This window comes from Gottfriedia endophytica, from assembly GCF_017814275.1.
Classification (GTDB): Bacteria; Bacillota; Bacilli; order Bacillales; family Bacillaceae_G; genus Gottfriedia; species Gottfriedia endophytica.
The window spans coordinates 232,170-251,055 of record NZ_JAGIYQ010000001.1; the positions used below are offsets into that span (position 1 = coordinate 232,170).

The window sequence follows — 18,886 nt, forward strand, 5'->3', positions numbered from 1 at the left end:
TTTTGAATAAATTATTTAAATAGTTAATTGTTTATTAAAACATGTTGTAGAAAAAAATTTTTGATGTAATATTGCTTCAGTTATTTGTCTTAAAACATTAGCGTTACGAAGTTCGTTTTTCTCAAATTGCAGAAGCTCATGTATGGAAATCCATTTACTGTCTATAATCTCATTCTCTACTATCTGCAATGAGCCGCCAATAATTTCACCTACAAAATGAAATAAAATAACATGATGATTTGTATCACTGAAAAAATTATATACCCCCGTTGTCTTTAAAAGATTTACGTCATATCCTGTTTCTTCCTTCACTTCCCTACAAGCAGCATTTAGAATATCTTCCCCTTGTTCAACACGTCCAGATGGCATATTCCACTTGTTAATAGCAGAAGGCTTGTTTTCTTTTATTATCAAGACTTCATTATCTTTGATTATTGAAACACTCACAACTAAAACAATTCCATTTTGCGTCATTTTTTTCTCCAAGTTTTTTATTTTACGATAGTAACTATTTCTATACTTAAATTCAAAAAACCTTGTTCAACTTCCATTCAGTTAAATTTATATAACAAAAAAACCTAGACAATTGCCTAGGCTCTACAACTTTGCTAATTATTTTGGAGATAACCCACTCATTATAAAAGTTACAGTATGTTTTATCTCTTCCTCTTCATTCCAGTTTGAAGAAGAATTTCCAATCACTAAACAAGAGATGACCAATCCAATCACGTTCGTAATGACTAGTCGGATAATTGTATTTGTCGGTAAATCACAAATTTGTCCTTTTTCTTGAAAATGCTCAATGACAGCAGAGATTTTCGGATGTAATTTCTCTATGAATAATTCCTTAAACTGTTCTCTTACATCTTCTTGAAAAGGTAATTCTTGGACAACAATTTTAAAAACTGGAGATATATGTTTTACCATTTCTAAACGATTTTTAATGATTACATGTAAAAAATCTTCAAAAGTCTTATGTTCTAAATGGAATACAGCTTTTGCAAATTGATCCATTTCAAATGGTGCAATAACTTTTAATATTGTAGGCTTTAAAATGCTAAGTAATAAATCTTTTTTTGTTTTGAAATACCGAAATATTGTTCCTTCAGCTACACTTGCCTTTTTCGCTATTTCACTTGTTGATGAATTAAAAAAGCCTTTTTCAGCAAAAATTTCAATCGCAGCTTCTAATATTTTTCTTTCCTTCTCATTCATTTCCTCAATTATTTCAGAAGGTAATAAATTACTTAATTTAATGGCTAACACCCCTTAAATAGAACGTTGTTTCTTTAATACAAAAATATTTAATGTCACAAAACAAAGTGAAAATATGAGTAAAACTCCTAATGGTTGAATGTTTTCAGTTAACGATTGACCTTTTATCATGATCCCTCTTAACGCTTCTGCTCCATATGTTAAAGGAAGTACTTTACCGACATACTGAAACCAGTTTGGTAAAAAAGCAGTTGAAAAAATTCCAGAGAACAGTAATTGTGGTACGACAATTACGGGAATAAACTGAACAACTTGAAATTCATTATGTGCATATGCTGATAATAACATTCCTAATGTTAATGCAGTTAACGACAATAAGATGTTCACAACGCATACTTGCCACGCCGCTCCAACATTATACATATTTAACACATTAATTGAAAAAATTGTAATTAGTAATGATTGGATCAATGCAAAAAAGCCAAATCCTAGTATATAACCAAAAACAATTTCCCATCGTTTCACCGGTGTCACGAGAAGTCTTTCTAGTGTTGTTGTTAAACGCTCACGAACAAACGAGATTCCGGCAAGAATAAAGACAAATAAAAATGAAAAAAAGCCTATGAAAACAGGACCGATTGTATCAAATGATGACATATCCTTTTTTCCGTATAATGGATCAATATTTATATTAACCGGGGATGGTGTAACTTTTTTCATCCCATCTTGTAAAGATTTCATTATTGAGGCTGTAACTTTTCCATCTGTCCCCTCTACTTTTACAGTAAATTGATTTTGAGAGAATGAAATTGCACCATCAATTTTTTTATCCTTTAACTCTTTGTTAATAGCTGATTGTTTTATATCTACTATTTTAGCATAATCTTTTATCCCATTTTCAATTACTGAAGGTACGTTAAATAATGCTACTGTTGGTTTTGAATCATCTTGTTGTAAAATATACGAAAATAAAAATAACAAGACAATTGGTGCTACAAATATCATCGCTAATGAACGCTTATCTTTTAAAAACTGTTTGATTATACGTTTTGCAATCGCAAAGACTCTCATACGATCACCTCATTCTCAAAATACAACTCTTCGATTTTTCCAGATGTTGTTTTCGCTTTTAAATTTTCAATTGTATCAAGCGCAATTAATTCACCTTCACGAATTAATCCAACTCGTTCGCACTTTTCTGCCTCTTCCATAATGTGTGTTGTAATAATAATTGTTGTTCCTTGCTCCTTCATTTCTGTAAACTGTTTCCAAATTTGTTTTCGTAATACCGGATCAATTCCTACTGTTGGTTCATCAAGAATTAACAGTGATGGCTTATGCAATATAGCAATCGCAAGGGAAAGTCTCTTTTTCATCCCACCGGAATATTGATTGACTTCTTTTTTCAGAGCATCATCTAGACCTACAATTGATGCTACTTCTTGAATACGATTTTTTAAATTTTTACCTTTTAATCCATATAAAGCTCCAAAGAAAGCTAAATTATCATAGCCTGATAAATCAATATATAGCGCATCTGATTGCCCCATATACCCTACTTGAGGTAAAACTGTAAAATTAGGCATTGATTGCTGAAAAACAGTTACATTTCCTTTAGATGACTGGTCAATTCCCGCAATTAATTTAATTAATGTTGTTTTACCAGAACCAGATGGACCCAAAATCCCAAAAATCTCACCTTCTCCAATCGTCATACTAATATTTTTTAAAACAGACTTCTTCCCAAAACTTCGATCTACATTTTGAATGTTAATAACGTTTTCCATTATAGTCTCCTCCGTTTATTAGAATGAGTGAGTACTCACTTATTATATGACTGGAGAGAGGGGAACGTCAACTGAAATTTGAGTGAGTACTCACTTTTTGTTGTGCGAAGGTATTATTCGGCCGTATTTTTGATATATTCGGCCAGTTTGCATGTTTTTCGGCTACTTTCTGATTTATCAATCACTCCACCAATTATATCAGTCATTTTCCACATTTTTATCGGTCACCCACCTTTTTTTTGGGCCATTTCCCTAAATTTATGAGCCATTTCAAAATCTGATAGTTTTACATTGAATTGAAGCATACTAAAATGAATAATTCTAGTTGACACAAAACCAAAAGGTGTTATATCCTTAAATACGAAACCAAAAGGTGTTATATAAAGTGTATTGAAAAAGGAGAATTATAAGATGGAAAGTACATTACAAGATATTAAACAAACACTAGTAATTAATGCACCAATTCAAAAAGTATGGGATGCAGTGTCAACTGCAGAAGCAATTGGAACATGGTTTATGCCAAATGATTTTCAAGCAGTTGTAGGACATGAGTTTCTTATTCAGTCACCATTTGGGCCAAGTCCTTGTAAAGTTTTAGAGATTGATCCTCCTAATAAACTTTCTTTTGCATGGGATGAAGATGGTTGGTTCGTATCGTTTATTTTAAAAGAGGTTGAAGGAAAAACTGAATTTACGTTAATTCATGGCGGATGGAAAGAGTCAGATTATATTCTTCCAAAACCTAATATGAAAAGTTCAATGGTTCGAGACAATATGGCACAAGGTTGGGCTGGAATTTGTGAGAAGCTTAGAAAGGTTGTTGAAATGTAATGTCTTCTTCATCAGCACAAAAGCATGATGTATTTCAAGCAATTGCTGATCCAACTCGTAGGGAAGTCCTTCGATTACTTTCTGAAAAAGAGCTACCCATTTCGGAGATTACTTCACATTTTTCAATGAGTCGCACTGCCATTGTAAAACATCTTCTTGTTCTAACAGAAGCTAATCTTGTCTCTGGATATAAGATTGGTAGGGAAAAACGATATCGTCTACATCCTGAACCATTAACAGAAGTGAAGCAATGGATTAGTTATTATGAACAATTTTGGAGTAATAAACTTTCGATGCTGAAACACTTTGTTGAAAATGAGAGTAATTCGAATTTACAAGTAGTAAAACCAGAAATTGATGAATAAAGTGAAACTTCCATCTGTCGGGGTTTTCTTTATCCCCCACTGATGGTTAGCCTGCCCAATCGGGCTTTTACGGTCAGTTATCCCCCACCTATCTTCTTCGCATCTCTCTTAATCTTGAGGTTGGGGTCTTACTGCCAGCGAATAGCGGGATAAACGAATTGCATAGAAAAAGTCTTATCACGTGATCGTGATAAGACTTTTTTGTTTATATTAAAGTGCTTTAATCATTTCCTCTACCATTTGAGTAGAATTCACAGCTGCAGTTTTTAAGAATTGATCAAATGAGATATTTGATTCTTTTCCTGCGATATCAGATAACGCACGCGTTACAACGAAAGGTACTTTAAATGCGTAACATACTTGAGCAATTGCTGCTGCTTCCATTTCTACTGCATGAAGTGTGCCAAATTTACTTTTTACAAAGTCAACACGTGCAGGATCGTTCATAAATGAATCTCCTGTCACGATTAATCCTTCAACTACTTGGATGCCGTTAATGTTTTTTGCACATTGTTTTGCAATTCCAACTAGTTTTTCGTCAGATGTGAAACCAGCTGGCATGCCTGGTACTTGTCCATATTCATAGTTAAAAGCTGTAACATCTACATCATGATGGCGTACTTCTGTTGAAATGACAACATCACCAACGTTTAAATCAGTATGTAAACCACCAGCTGAACCTGTGTTAATGACTACATCTGGTTGATATTTTTCTAAAAGAATTGCAGTCGCCATTGCTGCATTTACTTTACCGATACCTGATTTTAATAAGACAACTTCTTTTCCTTCGTATTTACCTGAATTGAATTCAGAACCAGCAATCACTTCTACTTTTACATCTGTTAATTTATCGCGTAAAACTTGAACTTCTTCTTCCATTGCACCAATAATCGCTATTTTCATAAACAGTTCCCTACTTTCTATATCAATCCATAGTATTATATCAAAAAAAATTAAATCCTACACAATTCTTAATGTAGGATTAGTGGTTGTTTTCATGAAACTTTTAATTCTTTTACTTGCTGTACTAAGAAAGGTAGCCATCCTTTATTGATTTCCCAATGAAGGTAAACAACATAATGATATTGTTTGTCATTTGTGGCAATATACACCTTCACACTTTCATCGTCAAACCCTTTGCTTAAGTGCCGAATTGAAAAATCTTGTTTTGTTAATTCGGTTGCGTAGGCTGCTGCATCTTCCATTTCATAAAAATCATTTGAATGATGGCTATACTTAACTGTATGTGGCTCTGTTTGAGTTGTTCCAATTGGTTGCCAATCATTTACGAAAGATGCTATAACATTTGGATTGTTATGATCCTTTTGTTTGATCGAATCGACTATTTGTTGATATTTCGCTTTGTATTCATTTTTACTAGTTGTTGCAGAAGCTGATTGTATTTGTGACACACTTTCTTCTTTTGCTTTTGCTATTTTAGGCTTGTACTCTTTTTCAATTACAAGAGGACTAATGATTTCGATTGATAAGATGACAATTCCAAAAATTAAAGGGACTAAAATTGAGACAAATAAATACTGTATATTCCTTTTCTTTCGGTGCATTTTTGTCCTTCCATTAGAATTATCATTTTTCATTAACAAAATCCTCCTGAGAATACAACTTTTTCCATTATTTTACCATAAAATAAGGCGAATTTTGTAGAATATTTTAGTGATTTTTTGTTTCATATAAGTATAAATTATTAACCATTTTTTTAACTGTATCTTTAACTACGGCAAAATCTGAATTTACATCAAGACCTACCACTGCAAATGCATATTTCGGATTTGAATATGGAAAGAAGCCTGCAAACCATTTATTGTATTTTGCCTTTACTTCATCTAATTGGGCTGTCCCAGATTTACCTGCTATTTCATAAGGTAAAGTATTATAATCATGTCCTGTTCCCTTAGGATCAGTCACAACACCTCTTAACATCTCTCTAAGTTTGTCCATTGTTTCAGGATTCAAGTAGTCTTCAGAAAGAGTATTATCGTTGAAAGTATACATATCCGTCCCATTCTTGTATTTCACTGAATTCACTACTTTTACTTGTTTTGGACTGCCACCTCTTGCAATTGTTGACATCATATTGGCAACTGCCATAGGGGAAACTTTAACATTGAGTTGCCCAATTGCTGTATTCCTGGCTCTACTTTCGCGTAGCCGTGTACCTTTTTGAATATCTTTCCAAATCACTGCCGGGTATTCATTTTGAAATTGTTTAAATGCACTGTCATGATAAACTGGCCCATCCCATCCTACTGGACCATATAATCCTAATTTCTTAGCATAAACATCATACATATCATCATTTTTACTAATTAGTCGCTGACCTAATTCTCCAAACGTAAAGTTACAGCTTTGGTCCAAGCTTTGTTCAAAAGATAACGAACCAAACCGCTTTTTTGGATCTGTTTGATTATTACCTCTAACGGTTAAATTACAGTTGAATTTTTCATTTTGAGTAACAACTTTTTGATCGATTGCTGCCGCAGCTATAACTGTTTTAAAAACAGAGCCCGGTGTTGCCGATTCCAAAGCATAATTGTTTGCACTTATATCACCTTGATGATACAAATCTGTTTGATTCATTAGAGGTCTACTAACCATTCCAACAAGCTTGTTTGTTTTAACATCTAGTAATACAATCGCTCCTTTTTGAAGTTTTGCCTGATCTGCAGCTTGTTCTAACAAAATTTGAATGTCTTTATTGATGGTAGTTTGTAAGGTCACTGGATAAAAAGGATTACTTGCCTTTGCATACTTAACCTCATTTCCAAACATAGGCTTTCCTAGATTATCTACATGAAGTATTAAATTGGATGCACGATCTGAAAATAAAAAGCCTTCAAATTTTTTCTGAAGTCCTGATACCCCTATTTCCACCTTACGATCATATTTTTCATTTGGATGGATCTCTTTAAATAGCTCTTCATTCTCCCCAGTTGTACCAATTAAATGCTCAGCAATTTGGTTATTATTTATCGAAATTAATCCTGGTACTCCAAGTGAATTAATTTCCTGTACTATACTTGGCGTTAAATTGGTTTTTATATTTTGAAGAGTAAAGGATTGTTTATGTTCTACAAGTTGATTTTCAATATCAGCTTTTGCAACCCCTGTTATCGTTGATAATTTATCAATTGGCCATTTTGTATTTTTTAGAAACGGGAACAAAACTACTTTTGGTGACTGAATATTATCTTCTGACACCATAGAAATTAATCCTGGTACATGAAGTAGATTAATTTCGTCTATTTTATCTGGTGTTAATTCGTTCTTAATATTTTGAAGAACAAAGCTTTCTTTATTTTCTTTTAGTTGCCTTTGTATATCTGATTGTGCTACACCAGTAATAGTTGATAATTTATCAATTGGCCAATTTACTTCATTTAAAATTGGAAATAAAATGACTTTTGGTGAATATTCTGCACTTAATATTTGATTATTTACATCGACAATCTTGCCTCTTCCATTATCAATTCGAAATTGCTTTGATCGTTGTGCAACACTTCTCTCAATTAGATTTACTTGCTTGCTCCCAAAATGTTTTTGATTAAGAATACTTATATCAAAAAGTCGATAGGCAAGTATGAAAAAACTAATAGAGAATATTGTTAATACGCCTAACATTCTTTTTTGCATAAAAAAAACACCTCATCCACAGTGTAGACGGGGTGTTTTCATATCATACAATATTTTGAAAATTATTTAACTGCAATAATTTTAACTTGCATATCTCCACCTGGAGTACTTACAGTCACTTCATCTCCAATTTGCTTACCTAATAAGCTTCTTGCGATTGGAGAATCATTTGAAATTTTACCTTCAAATGGATCTGCTTCTGCACTACCAACAATTGTGTAAGTTTCTTCATCACCTTCTGGTAACTCTAAGAAAGTAACTGATTTTCCTAATGTTACTACATTTGAAGCTTCGCTACTTTCAGTAATGATTTCAGCATTACGAATCATGTTTTCTAAAGTTGTAATGCGGCCTTCAACGAATGCTTGCTCATCTTTTGCAGCATCATATTCTGAGTTCTCAGATAAGTCACCAAAACTACGTGCGATTTTGATACGTTCAACAACTTCAGCACGTTTTACCGTTTTTAACATTTCAAGTTCTTGTTCTAATTTTTCTTTCCCAGCTTGTGTCATAGGGAATTTTTTTTCATTTGCCATTTTGTACACTCCTTTTAATATCCACCGTTTCTTATGTAAGTTATTTTCGTTCACTTCAACATACAAAGATTAAAAGATATTTTGTACATTCAGTGTATGAGAATAAATAAAAAATATTTATATTTTTTTGAAAACGCCTTCTTTTCATATAGAAAGATGAAGAAGTTAAATATCTTCACTTCTCCATCAGCTGTTTTTTATTGTATATTTATTCTCTCGTATCTAGCTATTATAATACACTTACTTGTTCAAGTATAGTCTGAATTTTGGTAGCCATTAAATCGATCGCTACAAAATTCTGTCCACCTTCAGGAATAATGATATCCGCATATTTCTTTGTAGGCTCACAAAATTGATTATGCATTGGTCTTACAACACTAATATATTGATCAATAACAGAATCGATCGTGCGACCACGTTCTTTAATGTCACGTTGCATACGACGTAAAATACGAATATCAGCGTCTGTATCAACAAAAATTTTAATATCCATTAAATCTCTTAGTCGCTCATCTTCTAGTACTAAAATTCCTTCAAGGATGATAACCTCTTTTGGGTCTACCATAACTGTTTCTTCTGAACGGGTATGAATCGTATAGTCATAAACTGGTTTCTCGATAGGTTTATATTGCAACAAATCGTTAATATGTTCAATAAACAAATCATTATCAAATGCCAATGGATGATCATAGTTGGTTTTTAAACGTTCTTCCATTGGAAGATGTGTTTGATCCTTATAATAAGAATCTTGTTGAATCATTAAAATTGAATGACCCTTGAATTGGTCATAGATTGATTTTGTAACTGAAGTTTTGCCCGAGCCTGTCCCGCCAGCAATCCCAATAACAATGGGTTTTCTGCCCATAGATTAATCCCTCTTTCTCATTAAACTAGCTTCTTTCTCATCATGTTGTAAGGATATACTTTACCATTAACTTTCATTTTAATGATTTGAAGAGGATGTCTAGCTGCATCTAATTCTGTTTGACCATCTTCATCAAGAATTGTCCCTACTGTTTGTTTAAAGTTTTCAATTTCAGGTCCAAAGAACTCAATTTGGTCACCTGGTTTAAAGTGGTTACGTTGTTGGATTGTTGCAATTTGTGTTTGCTCATCATAGTCTAAAACAAGTCCAGCAAAATCATAAGTCGTTTTTTTGCTATGATTTCCAAACATTTGCTCTTTCATGCCTGGTACGCCTTCAAAGAATGATGAAGCTGTATCACGGTTAGCACATTTATCTAACTCTTCCATCCATTCTTCTTTAAACTCATAATTATCTGGATCCGCACAATATGCATCAATAATTTTTCGATATACACTAACAACCGTTGCTACATAGTGTATTGATTTCATGCGTCCTTCAATTTTTAAACTATCTACTCCCGTTTCAATAAATTTAGGAATTGAATTTAATAAGTTTAAATCTTTCGGACTCATTGCAAATGGTGCATCTTCTTCAGAAAATAGTGCTGTTTCATTTGCATTCGCTTCTTGAGAGTCTGTTTGTACTAAATCATAGTTCCAACGACATGATTGACAACAACCACCACGGTTTGAATCACGTGCGGTCATGTGATTACTTAAAGTACAACGACCAGAATAAGCGATACACATTGCACCATGAATAAATGTTTCAATTTCAATATCTACTTTTTCTTTAATTTCTTTGATTTCTTCATAGCTAGTTTCACGTGCAAGTACTAATCTGTGTAAGCCTTCTTCTTTCCAGTACTCAGCTGCACGATAGTTTGTTAAAGATTGTTGTGTACTTAAATGAACTTCTAATTTTGGAGCAGCTTGTTTACAAGTTTCAATGATATAAGGATCCGCTACAATAATACCTGTTACGCCAGCTTCTTCTATACCTTGTAAATATTCAGTAAGTCCGTCCATATTTTCATTGTGTGCAAAAATATTAGTTGTTACATAAATTTTCGCACCAAATCGATTTGCAAACTCCACGCCTTCAGCCATGTCCTCAATTGAGAAATTGTCTGCATTTGAGCGAAGACCAAATTCTCTACCACCGATAAAAACTGCATCCGCACCATAGCGAACTGCAATTTTTAGCTTTTCTAAGTTTCCGGCAGGTGCTAGTAACTCAGGCTTTTTAATAATGACACGTTTGCCATTTTCAATTTTATCAATTTGTCCAATTGCCATCGTTTCTTCCTCCCATTTCATAATTTAGTATATCTTTTAAACAAACTTTGTTTGTGTTGTTGATTTGATGAGATTAATAATGTGGTATTGCTTTCGTTCAAGTTCCAAGTGCCTATAAGGGCTAACCGGGGCGTTTCCGCTTTTCTATTTTGTCTAGCTACAGCAACCATCTCCTCGGTCGTTTCACAAATATCAAGTGAAGGGAAAAACCACCCTTCTCTTGGTATTTGCTCCAACGCCTTTCGGAGATAAACAGGTTGCTTCCGCTTTTCTATTAATAAACAGTCTCTTTAAAGAAGAACCCTGTATCAAGTGGGCGATTTACTGGTTGGATTGATTCGATTTTGTCGTGTAATTCATCTTTGATGTCTTCGTATGTGTCACGATCTTCAACACAAGTGTCGATTGCTTGTCTGTAGTATTTTGTGACAGTTTCAAGGTAATCACTTGATTTTAATACTCCGTCGATTTTAAAGCAATCGATTCCTGCGTCGATTAGTTCTTCAAGCTCGTTAACAATACAGATATCGTTAGGGCTCATGATGTGTGTTCCATTTTTATCTTCGAAGATTGGATATTTATTGTTTCGTTCGTGGTCAACTAGGAATAAATTTGGATCATATTTTGACTGTCCGATGACTTCTAAATCTTTTCCTTGATACTCAAAATAATTTCCTACAAGAGAACGTTTCGATTGGAACATACACGTCATTCCATGAACTTGTACTTCAATTTCAACTTCTGCGTTTTCTTTTATTTCAGTTACTGCTTCAAAGCTTAGTTCTCTTGCTAATACCGCACGTTTTGCTCCGCGTTTACCCCAATAATTACAAGTAAACCAGTTTGTTGCAGTCGTTTCAGTATTCCAGTGTAATTTCATTTCAGGAGCGATTTTTCGAGCTGTCATAAGGACTGCCGGGTCCCCAAACACAATTGCATCTACGTTCGCATCACGTAAAAATGTAATGTAATCATCTAATTCATCAATTATTTCATTATGGAAAACGGCATTCATTGCAACATATACTTTTATTCCTTTTTGATGACCGATTTCAACAGCCTTTTTAAGGTCTTCACGGTTAAATTCGCCAGCCAAGCGTAATCCAAAGCGTTGTTCACCAATTAGTACAGCATCAGCTCCAGCTTGTGCTAAACGTTCAATATCTTCTACACAAGTTGGTGTAACAAGTAATTCTGGTTTTTTCATTTACTGTTCCCCCTTCTTCTTACTAATCGCAACTCCATCTCCAATTGGGATAATGGTTGAATCATAGCCTGGATGATTCATTAGCCACTCATTGTAATTTTGTATTTTCTTTATTAATGCACGCTTTCGACGATCGTCTACAAGATCAGCATTTTCTGCAACTAATCCTTTAAATAGTACATTATCTGAAATAATGACACCTTTTTCTGCTAAGAATGGTTCGTATAATTCAAAAAAGCGTTTATATTGGCCTTTTGCTGCATCAATAAAGATGACATCAAATTTTAGGTCTTCGGGTAGTTGATCTACTAATTGTAGCGCATCCCCTTCAAGTAAACGAATTCTGTCACTATAACCACTTTCGCCAATATAGTGTTTTGCTTTTATAATTCTTTCAGCATTTCGCTCCATCGTTACAATTTTCAAGTTAGGAAAGGCCTTTGCCATACGAATACTTGAGTAGCCTATCGCACTTCCTATTTCTAGTATTGTATTTGGTTGGATTAAATATAAAAGCCCGAGCATGAATTCCATACCAGCTCGATCCATTATTGGAACATGAAATTCATCTGCATATTGTTCCATTTCTTCAATAAATGGTTCACGATGTTTATAAAAATTCGCCAAATAGTGACGAATAGCACTTTGATCCACTATTAAAATGCCTCCAATAAAAATACAGATACACCTAAGTATAGCAATAGGTGTATGTACTAACAGTTATTTTGAGTAACATTTTTACACAGTTCCTCAATTTTAGACCCGTAATATTCTAACATAAAAAAAAGACCTTTGGCTAGTGCAAAGAATTGGTTAATCGTACAATTAACTTGTTCAATAAAGTATAAATGACAATTTATCTCTATAAAGAAGAGGAGAATTTAATTCTCCTCAATCTTTTAGTAAACATTATGCTCAAAAGTTTATTTAATAAACTTTGCTTTTTCAGTATTATGCTGTTGTAATGTTTTCGTAAAAATAACCTTACCTTCTTTATTCGCTAAGAAATAAAGATAATCTGATTTAGCTGGATAAAGAGCTGCTTTAACTGATTCTTTCCCAGGACTTGCAATTGGTCCAATTGGCATCCCTTTATTTAGATAAGTGTTATATGGTGACTTTACTTTTAAATCTTGATAAAGAACTTTAGATTTATGTTGTCCAAGTGCATATAAAACTGTCGGATCAGTTTGCAATGGCATACCAGCCTTTAATCGATTATAAAAGACGCTGGATATTAATGCTCTATCTGAAAACGCTGTTGCCTCTTCTTCAATTAAAGAACCCATCGTTAGAACCGTATGTGGAGTTATTTTTTTCTCTTTCATAACAGCTTCGTATTCAGTTAATTCTTTTTGCGTCTCTGTTAACATCGGTGTAACAATTTCTTCTAAACTTGGATGATCATGACTATAGAAATAAGTTGATGGATATAAGTATCCCTCTAACGGATAGCGAATTCCTGGTTTAAAAATATCATTCGTTAACAATGTTGGGTATTTCTTCTGTAAGCCTTTAATAAATGTTGGATCATTTAATTGCTTCAGAATGTCTACTGAATTCATATTAAAATCTTTAGCGATTATTGAAGCAATTTCTTTTAATTGTGATCCTTCTGGAATCATAACACTTTTAGCAGCTACTTGATATTTCCCACCTTTAGATAGATGGTCTATAATTGTTGGTATACTTTGTGATTGGTTAAACTTATAGAAACCTGCTTTTAAATTTTCATGGTGTAGCTTTACATAGATGGCAAAAATTTGAGGATTTCTGATTAAATTCTTTTCTTTAAAAATATTTGCTATTTTAACAGTTGAACTACCTTGCGGAATTCGCACTAAGACATTTTTAGTATGATGTTTGTTCACTGGAGAGATCATGTATTTGTATGCTCCGAAAACAGAAACAACGGCTACTAATAGAATTGCTACAATAATTCCTACAATTAGTTTCCATTTCGACTTTTTTTCTGGAAACATATAACTATTTTTATTATTAAACATGTATCAATAAACCTCCTACTTTTAACAAGTATTAGTATACTACATACATGTTATTTTTCGACATTGTTTTTTCTTAAGAGATTTTTAAGGAATTTATGCTTTAAGCAATTGTTTTTTTAATACTGGCTGTTTTCGTATACATTGTTGCTATTTTAGAATGCGTTAGTTGATACAACTCCAGGTTGCTCCAATCAACTTATTATCAAAGTTTCCAATAACAAAATCTTTTTAAAACAATAATAATTTAGAAAAGTGCCTTTAAATTCTAACACTCATTTTTTACTTTTTTATATTCATCTCTTGATCTAAATAAAAGTAAAGTCATGCCTACTACAAACAAGATAGTCCGTAAATCAAATTTTTTGTTTTCTATTAAATTAAAAGAAAACTTATAAATCCCATAAACTATAAAGGGAACTATCAACCATATTATGAACAACCAAATTCGTATATAAATATGATTTTTTTTCATACTTTTTCCCCCTTCATCTCCCATAGCACTCATATTATTTTTTTTAATATTCAATCTAAATTTGAAGAATAAGGCAATCATCCCTATTATTAAATAAACAGGTTGCATGGAAATTTTTTTGTATACTAGTAGATTATATAAAAAATCTATAATTCCAAACAGGATCCAGAAAACTAAAAGCCACTTTATGAAAAACCAAAATCTTGTAAAGCGATGATTTTCTTCCAAACGTTCCACCCCAAAACATTTCTTCTCTTTTCTCAACTATCACACCAATTTTAGTAGTAATCGACAGAATTTTTCGACAAGTATTGAATTTCCAAATAAAAAAGACCCTAGTGCATTCACTAGAGTCTTCATTATTATTCTTCGTCTTCATCATCAAGGAATGTATTTAAAACTTCTTCAACCATTGCCCATTCTTCGTCAGATTCAATTGGGAATAATTCTCCGTCTTCTCCATCTTCAGCAGGCATGAAGCTAGATGCGTGGTAGACTGGGTCTCCATCTTCATCAAATTCTTCTCCAACTGGAGTATAGATTACGTAAGATTTACCGTAATCATCTGATTCAAATGTGAAAAGGATGTTACAAAGATGCTCATTGCCCTCTTCGTCAACAATTGTAATTTGTCTTTCTTCGCCGTGTTCCATTTTTGTCACCTCTATAAATTTTGATGTTATGTACTTTCATGTTCAATTCTATTTAGTTTAGAATTTAAGTAAGTAAAATGCATTACGCATCTCTACATCACTTTATACTATCTAGATAATTTTGTAAAATAACAACAGCTGCCATTTTATCAATTACCTGTTTTCTTTTCTTTCGACTTACATCAGCAGAGATTAGCAAACGTTCTGCTGCCATTGTAGATAGTCTTTCATCCCATAGTATAACCGGAAGGGAGAATTCTTCTTCAACTAAATTTGCAAAACGTTGACAAGCTTCTCCTCTTTCTCCAATTGTACCATTCATATTTTTAGGTAGCCCGACTACAATTTTACTAATTTCATGTTGATCAATTAATTCTTTTAAACGACTTAGACCAAATTTTTGTTTTTCTTCGTCAATTTTAATTGTTTCAACACCTTGAGCAGTCCACCCAAATGCGTCGCTTACAGCTACCCCTATTGTTTTTGTTCCTACATCAAGGCCTAAAGTTCTCATTCTTATTCTCCACGATTATGCTGTAAATACGATTTAACTAGCTCTTCTATTATTTCGTCACGCTCTAGTTTTTTCATGATGCTTCGTGCATCATTATGACGAGGAATATAAGCAGGGTCTCCAGATAATAAATAGCCAACAATTTGGTTAATCGGATTATATCCTTTTTCTTGAAGAGCATCATAAACCTTTAACAATACCTCGTTAACCCTTACATCTTGCCCTTCGTCTTGCAAACTAAATTTCATCGTTCTATCTAAAGAATCCATTAAAAGGCACCTCACTTTATCCCTTTTTAGAGTCTAGCGTCAGTATTTTCTTCCGCTTTTTCAATTATCTAATAAACAAAATATTCCTTATTCTACAAACCATTACAGATTAAAGAATCAAATGGTCTTCAATCTGCTGATGGTTTTTGAATTAAGTCAGTTTATTTTTTGTTCTAACCTTATTGTACACAATTTGTCTATTATTTAGAAATAGTAGACATCCATTGTTCAACAAAATTAATTGCTTCATCTAATTTTGAAGCATCTTTTCCACCTGCTTGGGCCATATCAGGACGACCACCGCCGCCGCCGCCACAGATCGTTGCTGCTTCTTTAATTAAGTTACCTGCATGGTATCCTTGACCAACAAGATCTTTTGTTACACCTGCAATTAAGTTTACTTTGTCATCATTTGCAGAACCAAGCAATACTACAACAGAACCAATTTTATTTTTCAAATCATCAACCATTGTACGTAAGCTGTTCATATCAGCTCCATTCACTTTGGTTGCAATAAATTTAACTCCATTAACTTCTTTTACACTATTACTAATATTTCCTGCTTCAATGTTACTTAATTTAGCTGATAATGATTCATTTTCTTTTTGAAGTTGCTTCATTTCACCTTGTAAAACTTCTACACGAGACACAACATCTTTTGTAGATGTTTTTAATAATCCTGCAGCATCTTTTAATTGACCAATTTGCTCTTGCATATATTCATAAGCAGCTTTTCCAGTAACTGCTTCGATACGACGTGTTCCTGCTCCAATACCAGATTCAGAAACAATTTTAAAGATACCGATTGAAGACGTATTGTCTACATGGCAACCACCACATAGTTCTAAGCTATAGTCTCCAACTTGAACAACACGTACAACATCTCCATATTTTTCACCAAATAGTGCCATTGCACCCATTGCTTTTGCTTCATCAATTGCTTTTTCTGAAATATCAACAGGAATGCTTTCCCAGATTTTTTCATTAACAATTTTCTCGATTGCTTCAAGCTCTTCTGGTTGAACTTGACCAAAATGAGAAAAGTCAAAACGAAGACGCTCTGGATTTACTAATGAACCAGCTTGATTTACGTGCGTTCCTAAAGTATCTTTTAGCGCTTGATGTAATAAATGTGTTGCCGTATGGTTTTTCACGATACTTGAACGATTTGCTCTATTAATTGCCGCAATTACGTTAGCATTAAGAGATAATACACCCTCAACTACTCTTATACGGTGTAAGTTTTGACCGTTTGGTGCTTTTTGTACATCTAATACTTCTACCTTTAATCCTGAAGCTGTAAGAGTACCTCTGTCTGCAATTTGACCGCCGCTCTCAGCATAAAATGGCGTTTGTTCTAAAATAATATGTGCTTCTTCACCATTAGCAACATCTTCTACACGCTCACCATCTTTAACAAGCACTAAGACTTTCGTTTCGATTGAAGAATTTCCATATCCTACAAATGTAGATTGTTCTTTCAACTCACGTAAAACTTCACTTTGTACATGCATTGAATCAACATCTTGTCGAGCTGCACGAGCACGTTCACGTTGTTTTTCCATTTCAGCTTCAAAGCCATCATGGTCAACAGTTAGACCTTCTTCTTCTGCATATTCTTCTGTCAGTTCAATTGGGAATCCATATGTGTCATATAAACGGAATACGTCTGCCCCTTTGATAACAGTACTTCCTTCTGATTTTGCTGATTTCATTACCTCAGTTAAAAGAGCAAGACCTTCATGTAAAGTTTCATGGAAACGTTCTTCTTCATTTTTCATTACTTTTTGAATGAAAGGTACTTTATCTATTACATATGGGTAATAGCTTTCCATTACTTCTGCTACAACTGGTACTAATTCGAACATAAATGGACGTTCAATGCCTAATTTTTTCGCAAAACGTACAGCACGACGTATTAGTCGACGTAATACGTAACCGCGTCCTTCATTTGAAGGAAGTGCACCATCTGCAACTGCAAATGAAACTGTACGAATATGATCAGCAATTACTTTAAAAGCTGTATCTTGATCAAGATTACCTGCTCTATATTTTGTTCCAGAAATGCTTTCTGTCGCATTAATAATTGGCATGAATAAATCAGTGTCAAAGTTTGTTTCTACTTCTTGAAGGACACTTGCCATACGCTCAAGGCCCATTCCTGTATCAATGTTTTTATTTGGCAATTCAGGGTATTCGCTACGGTCTAAGCCTTCTTTTGAGTTGAATTGTGAGAATACAATGTTCCAAACCTCTAAGTAACGATCATTTTCGATGTCGTCTACTAATAATTTAATCCCAATATTTTCAGGATCATATTTTATACCGCGATCATAGAAAATTTCAGTACATGGTCCACAAGGCCCTTCACCGATTTCCCAGAAGTTACCTTCTAAAGGAATTAAATGTGTAGGATCTACCCCTAGTTTAACCCATAAATCATGAGTTTCTTTGTCTTCTGGGTAATATGTGAAATAAAGTTTTTCTTTTTCAAAGCCAAACCATTCTGATGAAGTTAGTAACTCATATCCCCAAGTCACTGCTTCTTCACGGAAATAATCCCCAATTGAAAAGTTTCCTAACATTTCAAAGAATGTATGATGGCGTGCTGTTTTCCCTACATTTTCAATATCGTTTGTACGAATTGATTTTTGAGCATTTGTAATTCTTGGATACTCAGGAACTACAGTCCCATCAAAATATTTTTTTAATGCCGCTACTCCAGCATTAATCCATAATAATGTTGGATCATTTACTGGAACTAATGACGCACTTGGTTCAATTGTGTGACCTTTTTGCTTAAAGAAATCTAAATACATTTGACGAATTTCTGATGCAGTTAGCTTTTTCATCTTGAATACCTCCATTTATTAGTAGATTAAGTAAATATTTTCTAATCCAAAGAAAATAAAAAAATCCCGTCCCCAAAAACAGGGACGAGATTAACTCGCGATACCACCCTGATTACAAATAAAAACTTGGAATACTCACTTAAATCCAATTTCTATTTGTCACCTCAAGTGACCGTAACGTGGTCTAACGTCAGTAATTAGCTGCATTCTGGATTAGCTTTCTGTTACCCTTCATTTAAAGTTTCTTTCAGCCAAGGAAACTTCTCTCTACGCATTTGCTTAAATGGTCTGTAACATACTTGTTCCATCATTAATTTACGAATTTTACTTGTATGCCGAAATTCTATCATTCAAGGGCC

21 protein-coding genes are annotated in these 18,886 nt (G+C 33.5%); 2 read left to right on the forward strand and 19 right to left on the reverse strand.

Annotation, left to right across the window (positions count from 1 at the left end; translation table 11 throughout):
- Positions 1-15: 15 nt before the first annotated feature.
- The 4 genes from J5Y03_RS01105 to J5Y03_RS01120 all read right to left on the reverse strand — a co-directional run bounded on the left by J5Y03_RS01105 (position 16) and on the right by J5Y03_RS01120 (position 3,005).
- A complete protein-coding gene (locus J5Y03_RS01105; protein WP_209401506.1) occupies positions 16-474 on the reverse strand; it encodes an NUDIX hydrolase in 459 nt (152 codons plus the stop codon).
- Positions 475-612: 138 nt separating this feature from the next.
- Positions 613-1,215, reverse strand: coding sequence for a TetR/AcrR family transcriptional regulator (locus J5Y03_RS01110; RefSeq protein WP_209401508.1), 603 nt, complete (start codon positions 1,213-1,215; stop codon positions 613-615).
- Between the two features lie 54 nt (positions 1,216-1,269).
- Entirely contained in the window at positions 1,270-2,286 is a 1,017-nt protein-coding gene (locus tag J5Y03_RS01115) for an ABC transporter permease (protein WP_209401510.1), read from the reverse strand.
- Positions 2,283-3,005: an ABC transporter ATP-binding protein gene (locus J5Y03_RS01120; protein WP_209402190.1), complete on the reverse strand. Its 723-nt coding sequence runs from the start codon at positions 3,003-3,005 to the stop codon at positions 2,283-2,285. The genes J5Y03_RS01115 and J5Y03_RS01120 overlap by 4 nt, the downstream gene beginning before the upstream one ends.
- Before the next feature lie 408 nt (positions 3,006-3,413).
- Here J5Y03_RS01120 and J5Y03_RS01125 point away from each other — a divergent pair, with 408 nt between their 5' ends.
- Positions 3,414-3,833, forward strand: coding sequence for an SRPBCC family protein (locus J5Y03_RS01125; RefSeq protein WP_209401512.1), 420 nt, complete (start codon positions 3,414-3,416; stop codon positions 3,831-3,833).
- On the forward strand, positions 3,833-4,198 hold the full coding sequence (locus J5Y03_RS01130; protein ID WP_209401514.1) for an ArsR/SmtB family transcription factor: 366 nt from the start codon (positions 3,833-3,835) through the stop codon (positions 4,196-4,198). Before J5Y03_RS01125 ends, J5Y03_RS01130 begins: the two co-directional genes overlap by 1 nt.
- 210 nt (positions 4,199-4,408) lie before the next feature.
- Here J5Y03_RS01130 and mtnN read toward each other — a convergent pair whose 3' ends face one another.
- The 15 genes from mtnN to J5Y03_RS19955 form a co-directional block, all read right to left on the reverse strand.
- On the reverse strand, positions 4,409-5,101 hold the full coding sequence (gene mtnN, locus J5Y03_RS01135; protein WP_209401524.1) for a 5'-methylthioadenosine/S-adenosylhomocysteine nucleosidase: 693 nt from the start codon (positions 5,099-5,101) through the stop codon (positions 4,409-4,411).
- Between the two features lie 92 nt (positions 5,102-5,193).
- The gene (locus J5Y03_RS01140) at positions 5,194-5,796 is read right to left on the reverse strand and encodes a YrrS family protein (RefSeq protein WP_209401526.1); all 603 of its coding nucleotides are present in this window, start codon (positions 5,794-5,796) and stop codon (positions 5,194-5,196) included.
- Positions 5,797-5,869: 73 nt separating this feature from the next.
- Positions 5,870-7,849, reverse strand: a complete 1,980-nt coding sequence (locus tag J5Y03_RS01145) for a peptidoglycan D,D-transpeptidase FtsI family protein (protein WP_209401528.1) — start codon at positions 7,847-7,849, stop codon at positions 5,870-5,872.
- A 62-nt stretch (positions 7,850-7,911) separates the two neighbouring features.
- A complete protein-coding gene (gene greA / locus J5Y03_RS01150) occupies positions 7,912-8,388 on the reverse strand; it encodes a transcription elongation factor GreA (protein ID WP_209401530.1) in 477 nt (158 codons plus the stop codon).
- Positions 8,389-8,617: 229 nt separating this feature from the next.
- Positions 8,618-9,253, reverse strand: coding sequence for a uridine kinase (gene udk, locus J5Y03_RS01155; protein WP_209401532.1), 636 nt, complete (start codon positions 9,251-9,253; stop codon positions 8,618-8,620).
- Between the two features lie 20 nt (positions 9,254-9,273).
- Positions 9,274-10,554: a peptidase U32 family protein gene (locus J5Y03_RS01160; protein ID WP_209401534.1), complete on the reverse strand. Its 1,281-nt coding sequence runs from the start codon at positions 10,552-10,554 to the stop codon at positions 9,274-9,276.
- Positions 10,555-10,828: 274 nt separating this feature from the next.
- Positions 10,829-11,761: a peptidase U32 family protein gene (locus J5Y03_RS01165; RefSeq protein WP_209401536.1), complete on the reverse strand. Its 933-nt coding sequence runs from the start codon at positions 11,759-11,761 to the stop codon at positions 10,829-10,831.
- A complete protein-coding gene (locus J5Y03_RS01170; protein ID WP_407648390.1) occupies positions 11,762-12,418 on the reverse strand; it encodes an O-methyltransferase in 657 nt (218 codons plus the stop codon).
- A gap of 266 nt (positions 12,419-12,684) precedes the next feature.
- Positions 12,685-13,767, reverse strand: a complete 1,083-nt coding sequence (gene mltG / locus J5Y03_RS01175; protein ID WP_245208683.1) for an endolytic transglycosylase MltG — start codon at positions 13,765-13,767, stop codon at positions 12,685-12,687.
- Positions 13,768-14,032: 265 nt separating this feature from the next.
- Positions 14,033-14,467: a hypothetical protein gene (locus J5Y03_RS01180; protein WP_209401538.1), complete on the reverse strand. Its 435-nt coding sequence runs from the start codon at positions 14,465-14,467 to the stop codon at positions 14,033-14,035.
- A gap of 134 nt (positions 14,468-14,601) precedes the next feature.
- Entirely contained in the window at positions 14,602-14,892 is a 291-nt protein-coding gene (locus J5Y03_RS01185) for a DUF1292 domain-containing protein (protein ID WP_209401540.1), read from the reverse strand.
- A gap of 97 nt (positions 14,893-14,989) precedes the next feature.
- The gene (gene ruvX, locus J5Y03_RS01190; protein ID WP_209401542.1) at positions 14,990-15,406 is read right to left on the reverse strand and encodes a Holliday junction resolvase RuvX; all 417 of its coding nucleotides are present in this window, start codon (positions 15,404-15,406) and stop codon (positions 14,990-14,992) included.
- Positions 15,407-15,408: 2 nt separating this feature from the next.
- Positions 15,409-15,675 carry an IreB family regulatory phosphoprotein gene (locus J5Y03_RS01195; protein ID WP_209401551.1) on the reverse strand — a complete coding sequence of 89 codons (267 nt, stop codon included), beginning with the start codon at positions 15,673-15,675 and terminating at the stop codon, positions 15,409-15,411.
- Positions 15,676-15,875: 200 nt separating this feature from the next.
- Positions 15,876-18,527 carry an alanine--tRNA ligase gene (gene alaS, locus J5Y03_RS01200; protein ID WP_209401553.1) on the reverse strand — a complete coding sequence of 884 codons (2,652 nt, stop codon included), beginning with the start codon at positions 18,525-18,527 and terminating at the stop codon, positions 15,876-15,878.
- Between the two features lie 224 nt (positions 18,528-18,751).
- Positions 18,752-18,877: a hypothetical protein gene (locus J5Y03_RS19955; RefSeq protein WP_280849123.1), complete on the reverse strand. Its 126-nt coding sequence runs from the start codon at positions 18,875-18,877 to the stop codon at positions 18,752-18,754.
- Between the last annotated feature and the right edge of the window lie 9 nt (positions 18,878-18,886).